The organism is Geobacillus jurassicus NBRC 107829 (assembly GCF_001544315.1).
Taxonomy (GTDB): domain Bacteria; phylum Bacillota; class Bacilli; order Bacillales; family Anoxybacillaceae; genus Geobacillus; species Geobacillus jurassicus.
The window spans coordinates 14,657-35,110 of sequence record NZ_BCQG01000031.1 but is presented as its reverse complement, the minus strand read 5'-3'; the positions used below and the strand labels follow the sequence as shown (position 1 = coordinate 35,110).

The window sequence follows — 20,454 nt, the reverse complement described above, 5'->3', positions numbered from 1 at the left end:
CCCCGCCGGCGGACAACGGAGGGACAGCAGCGATGCAAGAGCAGAAGTTTCGCATTTTAACGATCAATCCAGGCTCGACTTCAACGAAAATCGGCGTCTTTGAAAACGAACGGCCATTGCTCGAAAAAACGATTCGCCATGAGGCGGATGTGCTTCGGCAATATAAAACGATCGCGGACCAGTATGAGTTCCGCAAGCAAACGATTTTGCAAGCACTGGATGAAGAAGGGATCAATTTATCGAAGTTGAGCGCTGTCTGCGGCCGCGGCGGACTCCTCCGCCCGATCGAAGGCGGAACGTACCGCGTCAATGAGGCGATGCTTGAAGATTTGCGGCGCGGATATTCCGGCCAGCACGCGTCCAACCTCGGCGGCATTTTGGCGCATGAAATCGCCTCAGCGCTCAACATTCCGGCGTTCATCGTCGATCCGGTCGTCGTCGATGAGCTCGACCCGATCGCCCGGATCAGCGGCTTTCCACTGATCGAACGGCGCAGCATTTTCCACGCTTTAAACCAAAAAGCGGTCGCGCGCCGCGTCGCCAAACAGCTTGGCAAGCGGTATGACGAATTGAACTTGATCGTCGCCCATATGGGCGGCGGCATCACGGTCGGCGCCCACAAGCAAGGAAGGGTCGTTGATGTCAACAACGGGCTTGACGGCGAAGGCCCGTTCAGCCCGGAGCGCGCCGGGACGGTGCCGGCGGGCGATTTGGTCGCTCTATGCTTCTCCGGTGAATATTACCGTGAAGAGATCATGAACATGCTTGTCGGCGGCGGCGGCCTTGTCGGGTATCTTGGCACGAACGATGCGGTGAAGGTTGAAAAAATGATCGAAGCCGGGGACGAAAAGGCGAAACTTGTATATGATGCGATGGCGTACCAAGTGGCGAAAGAAATCGGTGCGGCAAGCGCCGTGCTTTCCGGCAAAGTCGACGCCATCATTTTGACCGGCGGACTGGCGTACGGCAAATCGTTTGTTGAACAAATCACCCGCCGCGTCCAATGGATCGCCGATGTCATCGTCCATCCGGGCGAAAACGAACTGCAGGCGCTCGCCGAAGGGGCGCTTCGTGTCCTGCGCGGTGAAGAAGAGGAAAAAATGTATCCAGGCGAGGTCATTTCGCCGGTTCCAGCCCGGTGTTGATGTGGCAACGGACAGAAAGGGGAAGGGCAAGATGGCAAAAGAATATGATGTCGTCATTCTCGGCGGAGGTACGGGCGGCTATGTCGCCGCCATTCGCGCCTCGCAGCTTGGATTGAAAACAGCGGTCGTAGAAAAAGGGAAGCTCGGCGGCACGTGCCTGCACGCGGGCTGCATCCCATCGAAAGCGCTGCTTCGCAGTGCGGAAGTGTACGCGCAAACGAAAAACGGCGAGGCGTTTGGGGTCATCGCCGACGGCGTGCGCCTCGATTTTGCCAAAGTGCAGGCGCGCAAAGCGGCCATCGTCGACCAGCTCCATAAAGGCGTCCAGCATTTGATGAAAAAAGGGAAGATCGATGTGTACGCCGGCACCGGCCGCCTGCTCGGCCCGTCGATCTTTTCGCCGCTTGCGGGAACGGTGTCAGTCGAAATGAACGATGGCAGCGAAAATGAAATGCTCGTCCCGAAATTCGTCGTCATCGCTACCGGCTCGCGGCCGCGCACGCTGCCGGGGCTCGAGCCGGACGGCGAATTCGTCATGACGTCCGATGAGGCGCTGCAAATGGAGACGCTCCCGTCTTCCATCTTGATCGTCGGCGGCGGAGTGATCGGCATGGAATGGGCGTCGATGCTGAACGATTTCGGCGTGGATGTCACCGTGCTTGAGTATGCTGACTGCATTTTGCCGACAGAAGATAAAGACGTGTCAAAAGAAATGGAAAAACTGCTCCGCCGCCGCGGCGTCAACATCGTAACTGGAGCGCGGTTGCTGCCGGAGACGCTCGAGAAAGGAAACGGCGTTGTCATTCAAGCGGAGCATAACGGTGAACGGAAAACGTTCAAGGCCGACAAGATGCTCGTTTCCGTCGGACGGCAGGCGAACATCGAAGGAATCGGCTTGGAAAACACGGACATCGTCGTGGAAAAGGGCTATATTCAAACGAACGAGTTCGGCCAAACGAAAGAATCGCACATTTACGCGATCGGCGATGTCATCGGCGGCTTGCAGCTTGCCCATGTCGCCGCGCATGAGGGAATTGTCGCCATTGAGCATTTAGCCGGGCACAACCCAACGCCGATTGACTATACGATGGTGCCACGGTGCATTTACACCCGGCCGGAGGCGGCGGCAGTCGGCTTGACGGAGCAGGAAGCAAAAGCGAAAGGCTATGACGTCAAAGTCGGCAAGTTTCCGTTTAAAGCCATTGGCAAGGCGCTTGTGTTCGGCGAAGCGGAAGGGTTTGTGAAAATCGTCGCCGACCGGAACACGGACGATCTGCTTGGCGTCCATATGGTCGGCCCGCACGTGACCGATTTGATTTCCGAAGCCGGGCTCGCCCGCGTGCTCGATGCGGCTCCTTGGGAAGTGGCGCATGCCATTCATCCGCATCCGACGCTGTCGGAGGCCATGGCGGAAGCGGCGCTGGCGGTCGACGGCAAAGCGATTCATTTTTAGCTTATGGCGGCATCAGCTCGGCGCGTGATCATTGGTTGACTATGTGAATCTAAGGGAGGTTGTTGCGATGGCGCAAAACCGTCATCAGGCGCTCGGATTAAGCGATGACACGGTGTTGGAAATGTATGAAACGATGCTTCTTGCCCGCAAGCTCGATGAACGGATGTGGCTGTTAAACCGCGCGGGGAAAATTCCGTTCGTCATCTCATGCCAAGGGCAAGAAGCGGCGCAAGTCGGCGCGGCGTTCGCCCTCGACCGGACGAAAGACTATGTTCTGCCGTATTACCGCGATGTGGGCGTTGTCTTAACGTTTGGCATGACGCCGCGAGAATTGATGTTGGCGGCGTTTGCCAAAGCGGAAGATCCGAACTCCGGCGGCCGGCAAATGCCGGGGCATTTCGGGAAAAAGAAAAACCGGATCGTCACCGGCTCATCGCCTGTGACGACACAAGTGCCGCATGCGGTCGGCTTCGCGTTGGCGGCGAAAATGGAAAAGAAAGATTTTGTCGCCTTCGTCACGTTCGGCGAAGGGTCGTCAAACCAAGGCGATTTCCACGAAGGGGCAAACTTCGCCGGCGTTCATAAACTCCCAGTCATCTTTATGTGCGAAAACAACAAGTACGCCATTTCCGTGCCGATTTCGAAGCAATTGGCGTGCGAGAAAGTATCGGATCGCGCCATCGGCTACGGCATGCCGGGCTATACGGTCGACGGCACCGACCCGCTTGAAGTGTACCGCGTCGTCAAAGAAGCGGCCGACCGCGCCCGCCGCGGCGAAGGGCCGACGCTCATTGAAGCGGTGACATACCGCCTGACGTCGCACTCGTCGGACGACGACCACCGCGTCTACCGGACGGAAGAGGAGCTCGCCGAAGCGCGCGCCAAAGATCCGATTGTGTCGTTTGCCAACTATTTAAAAGAAACCGGCGTCTTGACCGATGAACGAGAGAAAGAAATTCAAGAACGCGTCATGAAGGAAGTAAACGAAGCGACCGACTACGCCGAGAAGGCGCCGTACGCCGAACCGGAGCATGCGCTTCGTTACGTGTATGCCGAGGAGTAAGGGGGAATCGACGATGCCTGTCATTTCGTATATTGATGCGGTCACGATGGCGATTCGCGAAGAAATGGAGCGCGACCCGCGCGTGTTTGTCTTAGGGGAAGACGTGGGGCGGAAAGGCGGGGTGTTCAAAGCGACACAAGGGTTGTACGAACAGTTTGGCGAAGAGCGCGTGATTGATACGCCGCTTTCGGAATCGGCGATCGTCGGCGTCGGCATCGGCGCAGCGATGTACGGCCTGCGCCCGATTGCCGAGATTCAGTTTGCCGACTTCATTATGCCGGCGGTCAACCAAATTATTTCCGAAGCGGCCCGCATCCGCTATCGCTCGAACAACGACTGGAACTGCCCGATCGTCATTCGCGCCCCGTACGGCGGCGGGGTGCATGGCGCCCTGTATCACTCGCAGTCGGTGGAAGCGATTTTCGCCAACCAGCCAGGGTTAAAAATCGTCATGCCATCGACGCCGTACGATGTGAAAGGACTGCTCAAAGCGGCGATTCGCGACGAAGACCCGGTGCTCTTTTTCGAGCATAAACGCGCTTACCGCCTCATTAAAGGGGAAGTGCCGGAAGATGACTACGTGCTTCCGATCGGCAAGGCGGACGTCAAGCGTGAAGGCGATGACATCACAGTCATCACATACGGGCTTTGCGTCCATTTTGCCTTGCAGGCGGCCGAGCGCGTCGCCCAAGACGGCATTTCCGTTCACCTGTTGGATTTGCGCACCGTCTATCCGCTTGATAAAGAAGCGATCATCGAAGCGGCGAGCAGGACGGGGAAAGTGCTGCTCATCACGGAAGACAATAAAGAAGGCAGCGTCATGAGCGAAGTCGCGGCCATTATCGCAGAGCATTGTTTGTTCGATCTGGACGCCCCGATTATGCGCCTTGCCGGCCCGGACGTCCCAGCCATGCCGTATGCGCCGACGATGGAAAAGTTCTTTATGGTCAATCCGGAAAAAGTCGAAAAAGCGATGCGCGAACTGGCAGCGTTTTAAGGAGAGGACATTGCAGCAGAGATAGGAGGGTATCGATGTGGCCATCGAACAATTGACGATGCCTCAGCTCGGGGAGAGCGTCACGGAAGGCACCATCAGCAAATGGCTCGTCTCCCCGGGCGACAAAGTGAACAAATACGACCCGGTCGCCGAAGTCATCACCGATAAAGTGAGCGCGGAAATCCCGTCGTCGTTTGCCGGCGTCATCCGCGAGCTGATCGCCAAAGAAGGAGAAACGCTCCCGGTCGGCGCGCCGATTTGCACGATCGAAGTCGAAGGCGCCGCCGCGGCGCCGGAAGCAAAGCCGACTGATGAAGCGCCAAAAGCAGAAGACAACAAGGAACAAGCTGCTCCGAAAAAGACAGGACGGGCAAACAACGGCCGCTATTCGCCGGCCGTGCTCCGCCTCGCCCAAGAACACGGCATTGACCTTGAACAAGTGAAAGGCACGGGTCTTGGCGGGCGGGTGACGCGCAAAGATTTGCTCAAGTTGATCGAGTCCGGGCAAATTCCGAAAGCAGGAGCGGCACCGGCGGCGGAACAAGCGGCGCCGAAAGCCGAACCGAAAACGGAACAACCGGCCCCGGCCGCCGCGCAAGTGGAACCAGCTGCTCCGGTCACGGCGCCGATCAAACCAGCGGCGCCAACGATCGAAGCGGGAGCGGGCGACATCGAAATTCCGGTCACCCCGGTGCGCAAAGCGATCGCGGCGAACATGCTCCGCAGCAAACACGAAGCGCCGCACGCCTGGACGATGGTCGAAGTCGACGTCACCGACCTTGTCGCCTACCGCGACGCCATCAAAGACGAGTTCAAGCGGCGTGAAGGCTTCAATTTGACGTATTTCGCCTTCTTCGTCAAAGCGGTCGCCCAAGCGCTGAAAGAATTCCCGCAGCTGAACTCTGTGTGGGCCGGCGATAAGATCATCCAGCGCAAGGACATCAACATCTCCATTGCCGTCGCGACGGATGATGCCTTGTTCGTTCCGGTCATCAAGCACGCCGACGAAAAAACGATCAAAGGCATCGCCCGCGAGATCGCCGAACTGGCGGCGAAAACGCGCGCCGGCAAACTGCGTCCGGAAGACATGCAAGGCGGCACGTTTACCGTCAACAACACCGGCGCGTTCGGCTCGGTGCAGTCGATGGGCGTTATCAACTATCCGCAAGCCGCCATTTTGCAAGTCGAAACGATCGTCAAACGCCCGGTTGTCAAAAACGGCATGATCGCCATCCGCGATATGGTCAATTTATGTTTGTCGCTTGACCACCGTGTACTCGATGGCCTCATTTGCGGCCGCTTCCTCGCCCGCGTTAAAGCAATTTTGGAAAACATGAACAAAGACAACACGCCGATTTACTAACGGTTCGCCCCATCGCCAAAAGCGGTGGGGCTTTTTGCACGGCGCGATTTCAAACTTCTTTCACAAATGTGATGTATAATGAGGGCAGGAACGAATAGGTGAAGGAGAAACTCGAAATGAAACGAGCGAGCGTGTGGATATTGTTGTGTTGGCTTTTTCTGTTGAGCGGGTGCGTGAAGACATCGTTTCCCCCGATCGCTGATTCACTTTCGGTCATCATCAGCCTCGATGTCAAAGCGGAAACGGTCACGTTTTTGAACACGAACAATGGCGAAAAGGTCGCTCGCTGGAACATCAACGAACCGTTTCAAGGCGGGGCGTTGAGCCCGGACGGCCGGATGCTTCTTTTGTACGGGCGGGACCTTGACCGCGTCTATCGATACGACCTCGCCACCGGGAAGCCGCTTGAGGAGTGGAAAACGGGAAGCGGCATCGTCAGCGCGGCTCCATCTCCGGATGGCCGCATGTGGTTTTTCGGCGACAGCGTGCACAACGCGGTGCGCGTCATCGGCCGCGACGGGAAGGAAATCGCTCGTCTGTCGGTTGGCCGCTCCCCGATGACGCTGCTTGTCAATCGCCATGGAATGAGGCTGTATGCCATCGATTTTCAAGACGGCCGTGCGTTTGTCATCGATGTGGAAGGACGCCGCGTCCTCCATTCGTTTGCGGTGCCCAAGCTCGCCCTGGGAGGATTGGTGCGCGAGCGGCAAGGGGAGCTTTGGGTCGGCGGGCATGGAAGCGGGAACAAGGTGGAGAAGAATATTCACGTCTATTCGCTTCAAGACGGCCGCTTGCTCCGGACGCTTGCCGCGCCAGTCATGCCGGTCGATTTTGCCGAAACGAACCGCGGCGTGTTTGTGCTAAGCCACGGCTCCAACACAGTTTATCAATTTTCTCCAGACGGAAAGAAACTCGCTTCGGCGTCTGTCGGCGCCAATCCGTTTGCCATGGAGGCGGCATCCGGCCGCCTGTATATCGCCAGCTATGACAGCGATGAAATCATCGTTGTCGACGAAGCGACGATGCGTCCGCTTGCCCGCTGGAAAACAGGGGATGGCCCGCTGCAGCTGCTCATTCGGGAGGGACGGTAAATGGACAAGCGAACGGTGTTGATTGTTGATGATGAAGAAGAGATGCGCCTGTTGGTCGGCATGTATTTGGAAAACGCGGGCTTCCGCTGCTTGGAAGCAGGAGACGGGGACGAGGCGTTGGCGATTCTTGCGCAACAGCCGGTTGATGCAGTTCTATTGGACGTCATGATGCCAAAGCAGGACGGATTCGCTGTCTGCGCCCGCATTCGCGAGCAGTCGGACGTGCCGATTTTGTTTTTGACGGCACTGGGGGAAGAATGGGATAAAGTGAAAGGATTGAAGCTTGGCGGCGACGATTACATCGTCAAGCCGTTCAGCCCGGGGGAGCTCATCGCCCGTCTTGAGGCGGTGCTGCGCCGGGCGCGGCGCAGCCGCGAACAGAATGGCCGGCTGCAATTCGGGGAACTCGCCATCGATGAAAAAGGCCGGACGGTGGCCGTCGGCGGCGAGATGGTAAAGCTGACGCTGAAAGAGTTTGATTTGCTGCTCTTTTTGGCGAAGCACCGCGGTCAAGTGTTCAGCCGCGACGACTTGCTCGTCAAGGTGTGGGGGTACGACTATACGGGAAACGCCCGCACGGTCGATACGCATGTGAAAACGCTGCGCATGAAGCTGAAAGACGCCGGCCGCCATATCCAAACCGTATGGGGCATCGGCTACAAGTTTGAGGGATGAACATGAGGCGGCTGCGTTTAGGGCAGAAGGTATGGCTGTCGATCAGTGCGGCGGTCATAGTGACGTTGGCGTTTTCCTTTGGCCTTTTGAATTATTTTTACCGGGCGGTGTACATGAAAGAAGTGGAACAAACGTTGATTGCGGAAGGGACGAGCCTCGCCCGCGACTATCGCGGCGGGGCGATCAGTGAGCCATACCGTCGCCAAATCGAATGGTATGACGAAAAATCGACCGCCACCATCTTGTTGATCGACAACCCGCGCGAATTGAGCGCCTGCTGGCCGTTTCCGGTCGGCTACGATTCCCTCGTGAGCGGCCGCGACCGGGAAACGCTGCTAAGCGGGCAGCCCGTCGTCAAAACCGGCTACGAAAAGCGGTTCGGCCGCCGCGTGATGGCGGTCGTCGTTCCGCTTTTGGACGGCAAGCGGCTTGAAGGAGCGATTTACTTATATTTGCCGTTAGCTGACGTCCAAGAAGCGACGAAGCGGGCGGCGGCCGCGTTTTGGCCGCTTGCCGCCATGTTCGCCGCCGCGCTTTTGGTTGCCGGCAGGCGGATGGTGCGGCAAATGACCGAGCCGCTGCAAGCGATGGAGAAAGCGGCCGGGCGCATGGCGGAAGGCCGCTACGAGGCGGCCATTCCGGTGCGGACCGATGATGAAATCGGCCGCCTGGCAAAGGCGTTCAACCAAATGGCCGACGCCATCGCCAAAGAAGACGAGCGGAAGCGCGAGTTTTTAGCGAACGTCTCGCACGAGCTGTGCACCCCGCTAAGCTATATGAAAGGGTACAGCGAAGCGCTTTTGGCTGATTTAGCGAAAACAAGGGAAGAAGAACAGGCGTATCTTCGCCTCATCCACCGCGAAACGGAACGGATGGAGCGGTTGGTTCGCGATTTGCTTGACTTGGCGCGCCTTGAAGGGCAAAGCGTGCCGCTCGAGCGCGCGCCGGTGGCGTTCGCCCAAGTGATCGAAGATGTCATCGCCACGTACGAACCGATCGCCGCGCAAAAGCGGATCAAATTGTCATGCGATTTGGACTATGACCTCATCGTCAACGGCGACGCCGACCGGCTCGAACAAGTCGTGCGCAACTTGCTTGACAACGCCATCCGCTACACCCCGGAAGGCGGCGCGGTGACGGTGCGGCTTTCCCGCCTGTCGGAAGCAGAAGGCGAGCTCGTCATCCAAGATACGGGCAAGGGTATTCCAAAAGACCAGCTCCCATTCCTCGGCCAGCGCTTTTTCCGCGTCGACCGCGCGCGCACCCGCAAAGAAGGCGGCACCGGCTTGGGGCTTGCCATCGTCAAACAAATCGTCGCCCTCCATGGCGGCGCGATTCATTTCGACAGCGACCTCGGCCAAGGGACGACGGTATCTGTCCGCCTGCCGCTCGTTCAGGAAGAGGACTAGAGGGGTTCACAGGTGTATAACCCGTACAAAGAAGAGGCAGGTGAAAAAGATGGATCCACCGAAACAGGACCAGCTCCCAATGACCTACAAAGAGTATGCGACATGGCCGGAAGGAAAACGCTGCGAGGTGTTGGACGGGAACATCATTCGCATAGCTCCGTCGCCAACGCCGGAACATCAATCCGTTTCGCTCCAGCTTTCGATCGAATTCGGTATGTACCTTCGCGGGAAGGATTGCCGCGTGTTGGCCGCCCCGATTGATGTGTACCTTTTCGAAGATCATCAAAAGGGATGGATGGATGAAAACGTTCGGAACTGGGTGTGTCCCGATCTTGTCGTCATCTGCGATAAGAATAAACTCCAAAAAAACCGCATCGTCGGCGCTCCGGATTTGGTCGTCGAGATCTTGTCCCCCGCCACGGCCAAAATCGACCGGATGGACAAACGGATCGCGTATGAGCGGGCCGGGGTGAAGGAATATTGGATCGTTGACCCGGCGAATCAAGTAGTGGAAGTCTAGTTGCGTGAGAAAACAGGGGAGTTGGAACTTCACGGAGTGTACAACCGGGATGACTCCGTTTCTGTTCATGTATTGAAAGATTTGGTGATCGATTTGCGGAACGTTTTTTTGGAATGATGAAATGACAACTCCCATTGCCCGCTGATGGCGAAGAAAGGCCCCTTCATCCCGTTTCTCGCCAGCCGATGAATGGGGGCCTTTTGGGCTATGCGGCTGCTTGATGCCTCAACAGGATTGCGAGAATGGCGAAAGGAAGACGAGCCGATTATTTCGACAGTTGACGCCGGCGCATCCAAATGATGGAACTCAATGTGATGGATAAGATCAAGAGGGCGCTCCCTACGCCGATGAAAATCCATTTCATTGAAACATTCAACATAGAAAGGATCGCTCGGCTACGAATCTTTCCGACAGCATCGGTACAAATTGGTCCGATAAGTCAATGGCGACTAAAAGATAGTAGTTCTCCGGCATGAGAACAGACATGGCTGAACTAAACATTTGGGATTCTCTGTTATTTGTTAAATATTGTATCATGCCCGGATTTTTGGTTCATCACCAAAAGATGTACTTGACTTTTAAAGACAAACATGATAACAATGTTGCTCAAAGAGACGTATGGTATTAAAAGGAAAAAATGCTGTTTTGATTTTCTCTATCATGATCGTCTTTATTTGTCAAGTACACTTTGTGGTGAAGAGCCTCCGAGATGTTTTTCAGCGCTTCTTGGAGGATTTGTGAATCGTTGACATGATGTTGTTTCGCCAAGTCATCGAGCCATTTCGGGATTGTTCATGTTTTTTTGGCCGCTTTGTGTTCCATTTCATGGCGAAATGGCGGCATCGGCAAGCCCTTTGGCTTTTTTGTTCATTGCTCAAACGCGGCCGATGTACTACAATAAACATAGAAACCGTTTTTTCCCACAAGAAGCGTTATCAGCGCTTCTTTCCGAGCAAGACGGGCTCGAAAGGGAAAGGTGCGGCTTGAAAAGAAAGCGGTTTCTTATGTCAGGAAGGCAAAGGGGGATCGGGATGAGCGATGTCGCGAAGATGAAGGAAGCGGCGTTTCCGGCTCCGACGGTGGAGGAGTGGGAGCGGGAAGCGGAAAAGTCGCTGAAAGGCAAGCCGCTCGAGCGGCTTGTATCGATGACGTACGAAAACATTGCGGTGAAACCGCTCTATACGCGCCGAGACTTGGAGGTGCTTGGTCCGCTTGAGCAATACCCGGGCTTTGGCCGTTATGTGCGCGGGGCGCGTCCGGAAGGATACCGAGGCGGGCCATGGAAGGTGAGCCAGGAGATTTCAGCGGCAAGCCCGTCCGAATGGAACGAGGCGGTCAAGCATGACTTGCAAAGAGGGCAGACGGAAATTCATCTCGCTCTTGGGCGGCTGCCGTTTGCCGTCGAGTCGGTCGATGTTCTCGCGGCGATGTTTGATGGTGTGCCGCTCGATCGCGATTCGCTCCGTGTGGACGCCGGGGCGCGGTCGCTTCCGTTTTTGGCGTTGCTTGTTGCTTATTTGCAGGAGAAGGGACTCTCTCTTTCGGCCGTGCGGGGCGCGATCGGCATGGATCCGCTCGGGGCGTGGGCGGAACATGGGACGCTTCCGTGTTCGCTTGAGCGGCTGTATGATGAAATGGTGGAAGTGACGAAGTGGGCGAAGGAACAGATGCCCGCCATCCGCACGATTTTGGTGCGCGGCGAGCCGTACCATAACGGCGGGGCGAACGCTGTGCAGGAGCTGGCGTTTGCGTTGGCGACAGCGGTCGAGTACATCCGCGCTGGGCTGGATCGGGGGCTGACGGTGGATGACATCGCGACGCGGATGCAAGCGTCGTTTGCGGTTGGGGCTGATTTCTTTATGGAAATCGCAAAACTGCGGGCAGCGCGGCGGTTGTTCGCGCAAGCAATCGAAGCGTTTGGCGGCGGTGAATCAGCAAGGCGGATCGAGCTGCATGTGCGCACATCGCGCTTTACGAAAACGGTGTACGACCCGTATGTGAACATGCTTCGGGCGGCGGCGGAAGCGTTTGCGGCCGTTGTCGGCGGCGCTGATGGCGTGCATGTGTCGCCGTTTGACGAGGCGATCGGACTCCCTGATGAGTTTTCGCGGCGCATCGCCCGCAACACGCAGCTCATTTTGCTTGAGGAGGCGCATGTGGCGAACGTCATCGATCCGGCGGGCGGCTCGTATTATGTGGAAACGTTGACCGCTAAGCTCGCCGAAGAAGCGTGGAAGCTGTTCCAGCGCGTGGAGGAACAAGGCGGCATGATAAAGGCGCTCGAAGACGGCTTCGTGCAGGCGGAAGTGGCGGCGGTCGCCAAGCGGCGATTGGACAATGTCAAGACGCGGAAGGAAAAAATCATCGGCACGAACGTGTATGCGAACTTAGAAGAAACGCCGATCCAAAAGCCGAAGCAAGCCGCGGCGAAAGAGTTGCCGCCGTTGGATGAAAAGAGGGTGGCTGACATTCGCAGCGCGCTCGCGGATGGGAAGTGGATGGAAGCGGCGATTGGTGCGGCCTGTCGTCGAGCAACCGCTCGGGAGATCGCGGCGGCGCTCGCGGATGGAAATTCGTCGGCCCGCATTGCGCCGATTCGCGCATGGCGCTTGGCCGAGCCGTTTGAGCGACTGCGCAAGGCGGCCGAGGAGCATGCGGAGCGCACCGGAAGTCGGCTTTCTGTTCACTTGATCAATATCGGGCCGCTTGTCCGCCATCAGGCGCGCGCCGATTTCATCGCCGGGCTGTTTGCGGCCGGCGGGGTGGCGGCCGAGCGGAGCGGCGGCTTCGCATCGGTCGAGGAAGCACTCGAATGGGTGCGGAACACGAACGGGACGCATTATATCGTTTGCGGCGCCGATGATGATTATCCGTCGTTCGTTCCGGCGTTGGCGAAAGCGTTCAAGCAGGCAAAGCCGACGGCGAAGCTGTATGTGGCCGGAAAACCGACGGAAGAGCTCGCGAAAACGTACGCGGACGCGGGCGTGGACGGATCGATTCATCTCGGTTCGAACGCGTACGATGTGATCGTGGCGTTTCTAACGGAAAGAGGGGTGGCGCTTGATGGCGAAGTACGTTGATTTTACAAAAATGACGCTTTCCGCCGCAACGGCCCATGTTGATGAACGGAAGTGGAAAGAAGCGGTCAAAGAGCGAGTGCAAGCATCGATCGATGAGCTGTTGTTTCAGACGAACGAGCACATTGCGGTGAAGCCGCTTTATACAAAGGAAGATATTGACGGGCTTGATTTTCTCGATTGCTTGCCCGGCTTGCCGCCGTACTTGCGCGGGCCGTACCCGACGATGTATGTCGTGCGGCCGTGGACGATCCGCCAATACGCCGGCTTTTCGACCGCCGAGGAGAGCAACGCGTTTTACCGGCGCAACTTGGCGATGGGGCAAAAAGGGTTGTCGGTCGCGTTTGACCTCGCCACGCACCGCGGTTATGATTCCGACCATCCGCGCGTCGTCGGCGACGTCGGCAAAGCGGGGGTGGCCATCGACTCGGTGCTCGATATGAAAATTTTGTTTGACGGCATCCCGCTCGACCAAATGTCGGTGTCGATGACGATGAACGGGGCGGTGCTCCCGATTATGGCGTTTTACATCGTCACCGCCGAAGAGCAGGGAGTGACGCAGGACAAACTGTCCGGCACGATCCAAAACGATATTTTGAAAGAATATATGGTGCGCAACACGTACATTTACCCGCCGGAGATGTCGATGCGCATCATCGCCGACATTTTCGCCTATACGGCCAAATACATGCCGAAATTCAACAGCATCAGCATTTCCGGCTACCATATGCAAGAAGCCGGGGCGCCGGCCGATTTGGAGTTGGCGTACACGCTCGCCGACGGGCTTGAGTACGTGCGCACCGGCTTGAAAGCGGGCATTGACATCGACTCGTTCGCGCCGAGGTTGTCATTTTTCTGGGCGATCGGCATGAACTATTTTATGGAAGTGGCGAAATTGCGGGCGGCGCGCCTCATGTGGGCGAAAATGATGAAAACGTTCAATCCGAAAAATCCGAAATCGCTCGCATTGCGCACGCATTCGCAAACGTCAGGCTGGAGCTTGACAGAACAAGATCCGTTCAACAACGTTGTGCGCACGCTCATTGAGGCGCACGCGGCGGCGATGGGGCATACGCAGTCGCTCCATACGAACGCGCTCGATGAAGCGATCGCCTTGCCGACCGACTTCTCGGCGCGCATCGCCCGCAACACGCAGCTGTACTTGCAGGAAGAAACGGGCATTTGCCGGACGATCGACCCGTGGGCCGGTTCGTATTACGTCGAGACGTTGACGAACGAATTGATGAAGCGGGCGTGGGCGCATATCGAAGAAATCGAAAGCCTCGGCGGGATGGCAAAAGCCATTGAAACGGGCATCCCGAAAATGCGCATCGAAGAAGCGGCGGCTCGCCGCCAAGCGCGCATCGACTCGGGGGCGGAAACGATCATCGGCGTGAACAAATACCGTCCGGAAAAAGAAGAGCCGATCGACATTTTGGAAGTCGACAACACTGCCGTGCGCCAGCGGCAAATCGAGCGGCTGAACGAGCTGAGGGCGACGCGCGACAACGAGCAAGTCGAAGCGGCGCTCAACGCCATCACGAAAGCGGCGGAAACGGGCGAAGGGAACTTGCTTGAGTTGGCCGTCCAAGCGGCGCGCGTCCGGGCGACGCTCGGGGAAATTTCGTACGCGATCGAAAAAGTGGCGAAGCGCCATCGCGCCGCGATCCGCTCGATCAGCGGCGTGTACAGCTCGGAATACAAAAACGAAGCGCAGCTGGAACGGGTGAAGCGGCGGGTGGAGCAGTTCGCGGAACTTGAAGGGCGGCGTCCGCGCATCTTGATCGCGAAAATGGGGCAGGACGGCCATGACCGCGGGGCGAAAGTGATCGCCACGGCGTTTGCCGATTTAGGGTTTGACGTCGACATCGGCCCGCTCTTCCAAACGCCGGAAGAAACGGCGCGCCAGGCGGTTGAAAACGACGTGCATGCGGTTGGCATCAGCTCGCTCGCTGGCGGGCATAAGACGCTCGTGCCGCAGCTCGTCGAGGAGTTGAAAAAACTCGGCCGCGACGATATTTTGGTCGTCGTCGGCGGCGTCATTCCGCCGCAAGACTACGCCTTCTTGTATGAACACGGCGCCGCTGCCATCTTTGGACCGGGCACGGTGATCCCGGAAGCGGCGGAAAAAGTGTTGGATGAAATTTACGCCCGGCTCGGCTATGAGGACGTGAGCGAATGAGCGGCGAAGAGAAACGGCAAGGACAGGACGCCCTCCTGTCGGAACCGGCGGACGGGCCGCCGCGGCGTCCGGAATGGGCGGATGGCGAAAGCGCGTCGTCGTATGTGCAAGCCGCGCGCCCACCGGCGCCAAAGCGGGTCGTGAGACGGAAAGAGCGGTCGGTCGAAGAATACGTCCAAGGAGTGCTCGCCGGCGACCGCACGATATTGGCGCAGGCGATTACGCTTGTCGAAAGCAATGCGGCTCGTCATATCGATTTGGCTCAACAAGTGTTAAATGAACTGTTGCCGCACGTCGGCCGCTCGATCCGCATTGGCATCACCGGCGTGCCGGGGGCGGGAAAAAGCACGTTCATTGAAGCGTTCGGCACGTTTTTATGCGAGCAGGGGCATCGCGTCGCCGTCTTGGCCGTCGACCCGACGAGTTCGTTGACCGGCGGCAGCATCCTCGGCGACAAAACGCGGATGGAGACGCTTGCCCGCCATCCACATGCGTTTATCCGCCCGTCGCCATCCGGCGGGGCGCTTGGCGGCGTGCACCGGAAAACGCGTGAGACGATGATGCTGTGCGAGGCAGCTGGCTATGACATCATTTTGGTTGAGACGGTCGGCGTCGGGCAAAGTGAGTTTGTCGTTCGCGGGATGGTCGACTTTTTCCTCCTCTTGGCGTTAACCGGCGCCGGCGACGAGCTGCAAGGGATGAAGCGCGGCATCATGGAGCTGGTGGACGCCATCGTCATCAACAAGGCGGACGGCGATAATAAAGAAAAAGCGCGGGCGGCGCAAAAAGAATACAACCAGTTTCTCCATTACTTGCGCCCGGCCACGCCCGGCTGGGAGACGAAAGCGTACACGTGCTCGGCGCTGTTCGGTGAAGGGATCGCCGACATGTGGCGCGTCATTCAAACGTTCGTTGAGACGACGAAGCAATCCGGCGTGTTTTTCGACCGCCGCCGCCAACAACAAAAAGACTGGATGCACGCCATGATCAAAGAATATGTAGAAACGCGCTTTTTCGCCGACCCGATCGTGAAAGAAAAGCTCCCGATGCTTGAGAACAGCGTCATTTCCGGCGCCAAGCCGGTCACCGCCGCCGTCCGCGAGCTGATCGAAGCGTATGAACGGAGGATCGACGATCAAATATGATATGATAAACGTAAATCAGAGGAGGTGTTACAATGTTTCAATTCCAATTTCCGCTCTATAACGACATCGTCGAACAAGCGCGGCGTGAAGCGGTCGAAGCCGGATTTGAAGAGCTGCGCACGCCGGAAGATGTCGATGCGGCATTCCGCCGTCCGGGCACGACGCTTGTCCTCATCAACTCCGTGTGCGGCTGCGCCGGCGGCATCGCCCGTCCGGCAGCGGCCCACGCCGTCCATTACGACAAGCGCCCGGACCATTTGGTGACCGTCTTTGCCGGCCAAGACAAAGAAGCAACGGCCCGCGCGCGCGACTATTTTGTCGGCGAGCCGCCATCCTCGCCGTCGTTCGCCTTGTTAAAAGACGGGAAATTGTGCGCCATGCTGCACCGCCACGACATCGAAGGGCACGAGCCGGTCGCCGTCGTGCAAAAGCTGCAGGCGCTGTTTGATGAATATTGTGAGGAAGTGTGAGCGGAAACACCCGAAGCCAAAGAAGGCTTCGGGTGTTTGTATGGTGGTTGGAGACACTTTTTATGAACATTGGACAAAAGCATGGGCAAATCATTGTGTTTGTGTTCGCGCTATGCTATGATCATTAGTAAAGAAACCAAGAAATTTGGTTATTTTTTGGGGAGGAGGGGAATACTATGATACCATCAGATGCCATGACAAAGGAGAAGGTATCGATGGACAAACTCCCGAACGACAAGAAAAAACGTGTGAAGCGCATCGCTGTATCAAGTAAAAAACAAATTACGATCCCCAAGGATTTTTATGAGCAATTAGGAATTGGGAATGAAGTGCTTATTGAGTTAGCTGATAATAAGTTAATTATTCATCCGATTCATGAGGATCACTTTGACTTTTCCGACTTGATTTTAAAAGACTTGATCAGGGAAGGGTATACAGGGGAAGAACTATACAGAGAATTTGTATGCCGCAAATCGCAAATTGCTCCTGCTTTAGACGCCATGATCGCTGAGGAAAGACCGAAGGCAAAAACGTATACTGCGGATACGTTAGAGGAGCTATTCGGCGAAGATGATGAACAGTAACCGGCTGCAATTGCTTCCGAAAGCAGAAAAAGCCATCAAAAAACTGACAAAAAAGGATGTGGCTCTGAAACAGCGCTTGATCGAAGCCTTGCGGGAGATTCTTTCCGAGCCAGCCGAAGCAGGAGAAGCGAAAACAGGCGATTTGGCAGGAATTTATGGCTATGACATTTATCATCGAGGCATCAATTACGAGATTGCTTATTTGATCGACCAAGATGGCAGCGGACATGTTGTGGTCGTGGTTTTGGTGGGGACGCGTGAAAATTTTTACGAAGAGCTGAAGCGTTATATGAAGACGAATCAAGCGCCATTTTCGAAGCCATAGATGCAGATCCATTTAGGACAATGGGCAAAGGAGAACGATGGCATGGATGAGCGAGAATCGATTGTATTATCGTACCCGCACGCGTTTCGATTGTTGCTTCATTTGAAGAATGTCATTGCCGCGTCGAAGCAAGTGTCGGCAGAAGATGAACTGCTGAAAGAAGTATACCGCGATTCGATTGTGAAAAAGTATGAAATTTTGGAAGACCAGCTCTGGAAGCTGTTGTCGCGAATTTTCAAAGCGTCCGGCCTGGAATTGAACAACCCGAGGGCATGTTATCGCCAGGCGTTTAAGGAAGGGTGGATTCAGAATATTGACGTATGGAACGATATATTGCACTCACGAAACGCCACGGCCCATGTGTATAACGAGGAAGACTATGAACAGATTAAAGACCGAATTGTATCACAATATGTTCATGAAATCGAAGCGCTGCTGGAAAACATCCAAAAAGAAGTGATCGACCGTGATCTATGGAATTAGCCCGACCGTGTTTGAACGGCTGATGGCGTATTTCGCTGGCGAAGAAGACATTCAAAAAGTCGTTTTGTTCGGCTCGCGGGCGCGCGGCACGGCCCGCTACAATTCCGACATTGACTTGTGCATCGATTACATCGGCAAACAGAAGTGGAAAATCAGAGAGGATATTGACGACATCGTTGGCATTTACTCGTGTGATGTTCTCTTTTTCGACGCGCTGAACGAAGACATCAAGCGTCAAATCGAGCGTGATGGGAAAACGATTTATGAGAAAGCTTTGTCGTGAGCCTAGGAGGCCTGCCCTGCATGAGTGGGCGGCTGTTTTTTTGTGTCCGGCGGCTGTAGGACGGGCGCGCACTATGTTAAAAAGGTACAATTGCCACTCTTTGGATAAGGAAGCAAAAAAGTAACTGAATTACTAACTTATTGTTGAATTTTTATTATTATTGGCATTATAATGCAGATAGAAAGTTTTTTGGTCAACACTTAAAGTAAGTAATGTTATTACTAAATAAAAATAATGGGGTGAATTTTAAATGGTGTATGAAAGAGAATTATCTCATTTCATGGATCAGTTGCGCAGCGAGGCGAATATAAGCGTGATCGATTCTGTGCAGACGATCGCATCGATTGCAAGCGTGAAATTTTTAGAACTGGATAAGGAGCGCTACAGCCTTCCAGACGAACTCTCTTTAGTGGCGATTTTAAAAGAAGGAGCTTTTTTGGCGGAGAAGGTAAAGGCAGTTTTAAACGAAATAGAAGCACATGTCCCTTTCCTAAAGGGAGTATATGAGTTTTCCGACTTGTTTGGCCGATTAAGCAACAATACATTATATCATTTGTTGTCGCGGATTCATTCTTTTGCATTCACGAAAGAGCAGTGGAAACAATGGATTGAATCGTTGTTTGTGTACGCAGGCAATATGGCTGGGGTTGAAGGTGTAGAGCTGATCACGCCGGCTGGTGTTAATGAGCTGGGCATTCGCCTTTTAAATATGGAAGGAGGGGAATTTTATGATGGTGCTTCAGGGCTGTCCGGCACGTTGTGCGCAGCAAGCGAATATGCACGGCGACATCATTGCGAAGTGGCGCTGTACGGTCAGGAAATCAACCAGCGAGCATGGGCGCTTGGAAAACTGCGTCTGTTATTTCACGACCGGACCGATGCTCATTTGGCCAAAGGAGATACGCTTACCGAGCCTGCATTTGTAGAGGGAAACAAGTTGAAAAAGTTTGATTACATTATGATGAATTTTCCGTTCGGCATGAGAATAAACAGCTATGAACAACTGATGAATGACCGTTATGATCGGTTTGTATACGGCCGATTGCCGCGAACGAGCGCTGACATGGCTTTCATTTTGCACGCTCTCTCTTCGTTGAAGGAAAACGGAAAAGCGGTTCTTGTCGTCACAAACGGAACACTGTTTAGAGGAGGGCCGGAGGCGGTGATCAGGGAGCATTTATTGGCCGCCGATTTGATTGAGTCCGTGATCGCTCTGCCATCATCTTTGCTTGATGGTGCAGCCATTCAGATCAACCTTCTTGTGCTGAATAAAAACAAAAGTGCAGAGAGGGAAGGAAACATTTTATTCATTAACGCGGAAAATTATTATGGCGAACGGAGAAGAGGTAGAAGATATTTGCGCCAAGAAGATATCGACCGGATTATGGCCATATATCATGAAGGGCTGGAGATCGATGAAGTAAGCAAATTCGTATCCGTCCGCGAGATTGAAGAAGCGAACCTTTTAAGCAACCGGTATTTGCAAAGCAGTGAATGGACGATCGAACCGTACGGAAAAGTGAAGTTTTACCCTGATCACATAAAGAATTTGCCATGCGTACAACCATTGAAACGGATCGGCACTTTCTACCGCGGCATCAATATCTCAGCCAAAGACGCAGAAACAGAGAATGGGCCATATAAAGTGATTAAGTTATCTGACGTCCAAAATGGGGAGGTGTTGATCGATCAACTCGCGTCTTATGAAATTACAAACAATGCCAAAATTGAATCATATCTTGTCCAAGAAGGCGATGTCATTATATCGGTCCGGGGGGCGGGGATCAAAATAGCGGTCATCCCGCCGCATGAGGGGAATATACTGATTTCCCATAACTTTATCGGCATTCGTCCGCACCGCCATGTCGACCCATTTTACTTAAAGGTCTTCTTGGAAAGCCCTGTTGGGCAATATCTTCTTTTGAGCAAACAGGCAGGGACAAATGTCACGATTTTGAATATGAAAGATTTGGAGAACATTCCGATTCCAGTGCGGCCGTTCGAAGAGCAGAAGGAAATCATCATGTCCTATCTCGAAGAACAAAAACACATTCAAGACATCATGAAACAACTCGAGAAGCAACGGCTTGAATCGAGTTTAAAACTGTACGAAAAAATGGGAATTCGTTCGACGTTTACACTGATGCAATCGTAAAACTCAAAACGCCGCTCTCCCTGTTGTCGCCTGC

Annotated in this window: 18 protein-coding genes; all 18 read left to right on the top strand. The window is 55.1% G+C overall.

Features of this window, described 5'->3' with window-relative positions; translation table 11 throughout:
• Positions 1 to 32 precede the first annotated feature (32 nt).
• A complete protein-coding gene (gene buk / locus GJ1_RS10435) occupies positions 33 to 1,145 on the top strand; it encodes a butyrate kinase (protein WP_066231981.1) in 1,113 nt (370 codons plus the stop codon).
• Positions 1,146 to 1,176: 31 nt separating this feature from the next.
• Entirely contained in the window at positions 1,177 to 2,598 is a 1,422-nt protein-coding gene (gene lpdA / locus GJ1_RS10430) for a dihydrolipoyl dehydrogenase (protein ID WP_066231978.1), read from the top strand.
• A gap of 67 nt (positions 2,599 to 2,665) precedes the next feature.
• Complete coding sequence (locus tag GJ1_RS10425; RefSeq protein ID WP_044730888.1) at positions 2,666 to 3,661, top strand: thiamine pyrophosphate-dependent dehydrogenase E1 component subunit alpha; 996 nt, start codon at positions 2,666 to 2,668, stop codon at positions 3,659 to 3,661.
• A 13-nt stretch (positions 3,662 to 3,674) separates the two neighbouring features.
• Positions 3,675 to 4,658 (top strand): alpha-ketoacid dehydrogenase subunit beta, encoded by a 984-nt coding sequence (locus GJ1_RS10420; protein ID WP_066231975.1) that lies wholly within the window; start codon positions 3,675 to 3,677, stop codon positions 4,656 to 4,658.
• A 37-nt stretch (positions 4,659 to 4,695) separates the two neighbouring features.
• Entirely contained in the window at positions 4,696 to 6,021 is a 1,326-nt protein-coding gene (locus GJ1_RS10415; protein ID WP_066231972.1) for a dihydrolipoamide acetyltransferase family protein, read from the top strand.
• Positions 6,022 to 6,137: 116 nt separating this feature from the next.
• On the top strand, positions 6,138 to 7,112 hold the full coding sequence (locus tag GJ1_RS10410) for a YncE family protein (RefSeq protein ID WP_066231968.1): 975 nt from the start codon (positions 6,138 to 6,140) through the stop codon (positions 7,110 to 7,112).
• Positions 7,113 to 7,787: a response regulator transcription factor gene (locus tag GJ1_RS10405; RefSeq protein ID WP_066231965.1), complete on the top strand. Its 675-nt coding sequence runs from the start codon at positions 7,113 to 7,115 to the stop codon at positions 7,785 to 7,787.
• A gap of 2 nt (positions 7,788 to 7,789) precedes the next feature.
• Complete coding sequence (locus tag GJ1_RS10400; RefSeq protein ID WP_066231960.1) at positions 7,790 to 9,196, top strand: sensor histidine kinase; 1,407 nt, start codon at positions 7,790 to 7,792, stop codon at positions 9,194 to 9,196.
• Between the two features lie 49 nt (positions 9,197 to 9,245).
• On the top strand, positions 9,246 to 9,716 hold the full coding sequence (locus tag GJ1_RS10395; RefSeq protein WP_245629379.1) for a Uma2 family endonuclease: 471 nt from the start codon (positions 9,246 to 9,248) through the stop codon (positions 9,714 to 9,716).
• A 1,031-nt stretch (positions 9,717 to 10,747) separates the two neighbouring features.
• On the top strand, positions 10,748 to 12,796 hold the full coding sequence (locus GJ1_RS10385) for a methylmalonyl-CoA mutase family protein (RefSeq protein WP_066231956.1): 2,049 nt from the start codon (positions 10,748 to 10,750) through the stop codon (positions 12,794 to 12,796).
• Positions 12,780 to 14,975, top strand: coding sequence for a methylmalonyl-CoA mutase (gene scpA, locus GJ1_RS10380; RefSeq protein WP_066231952.1), 2,196 nt, complete (start codon positions 12,780 to 12,782; stop codon positions 14,973 to 14,975). Before GJ1_RS10385 ends, scpA begins: the two co-directional genes overlap by 17 nt.
• On the top strand, positions 14,972 to 16,120 hold the full coding sequence (gene meaB / locus GJ1_RS10375; RefSeq protein WP_066231949.1) for a methylmalonyl Co-A mutase-associated GTPase MeaB: 1,149 nt from the start codon (positions 14,972 to 14,974) through the stop codon (positions 16,118 to 16,120). The genes scpA and meaB overlap by 4 nt, the downstream gene beginning before the upstream one ends.
• A gap of 32 nt (positions 16,121 to 16,152) precedes the next feature.
• Entirely contained in the window at positions 16,153 to 16,590 is a 438-nt protein-coding gene (locus tag GJ1_RS10370) for a BrxA/BrxB family bacilliredoxin (RefSeq protein WP_044730898.1), read from the top strand.
• A 215-nt stretch (positions 16,591 to 16,805) separates the two neighbouring features.
• Positions 16,806 to 17,174 carry an AbrB/MazE/SpoVT family DNA-binding domain-containing protein gene (locus GJ1_RS10365; RefSeq protein WP_066231944.1) on the top strand — a complete coding sequence of 123 codons (369 nt, stop codon included), beginning with the start codon at positions 16,806 to 16,808 and terminating at the stop codon, positions 17,172 to 17,174.
• The gene (locus tag GJ1_RS10360; protein ID WP_066231941.1) at positions 17,161 to 17,499 is read left to right on the top strand and encodes a type II toxin-antitoxin system RelE/ParE family toxin; all 339 of its coding nucleotides are present in this window, start codon (positions 17,161 to 17,163) and stop codon (positions 17,497 to 17,499) included. Before GJ1_RS10365 ends, GJ1_RS10360 begins: the two co-directional genes overlap by 14 nt.
• 42 nt (positions 17,500 to 17,541) lie before the next feature.
• Positions 17,542 to 17,982 (top strand): HI0074 family nucleotidyltransferase substrate-binding subunit, encoded by a 441-nt coding sequence (locus GJ1_RS10355; protein ID WP_066231937.1) that lies wholly within the window; start codon positions 17,542 to 17,544, stop codon positions 17,980 to 17,982.
• A 22-nt stretch (positions 17,983 to 18,004) separates the two neighbouring features.
• A complete protein-coding gene (locus GJ1_RS10350; protein WP_066232007.1) occupies positions 18,005 to 18,265 on the top strand; it encodes a nucleotidyltransferase family protein in 261 nt (86 codons plus the stop codon).
• Positions 18,266 to 18,515: 250 nt separating this feature from the next.
• Entirely contained in the window at positions 18,516 to 20,420 is a 1,905-nt protein-coding gene (locus GJ1_RS10345) for an N-6 DNA methylase (RefSeq protein WP_066231935.1), read from the top strand.
• Positions 20,421 to 20,454 lie beyond the last annotated feature (34 nt).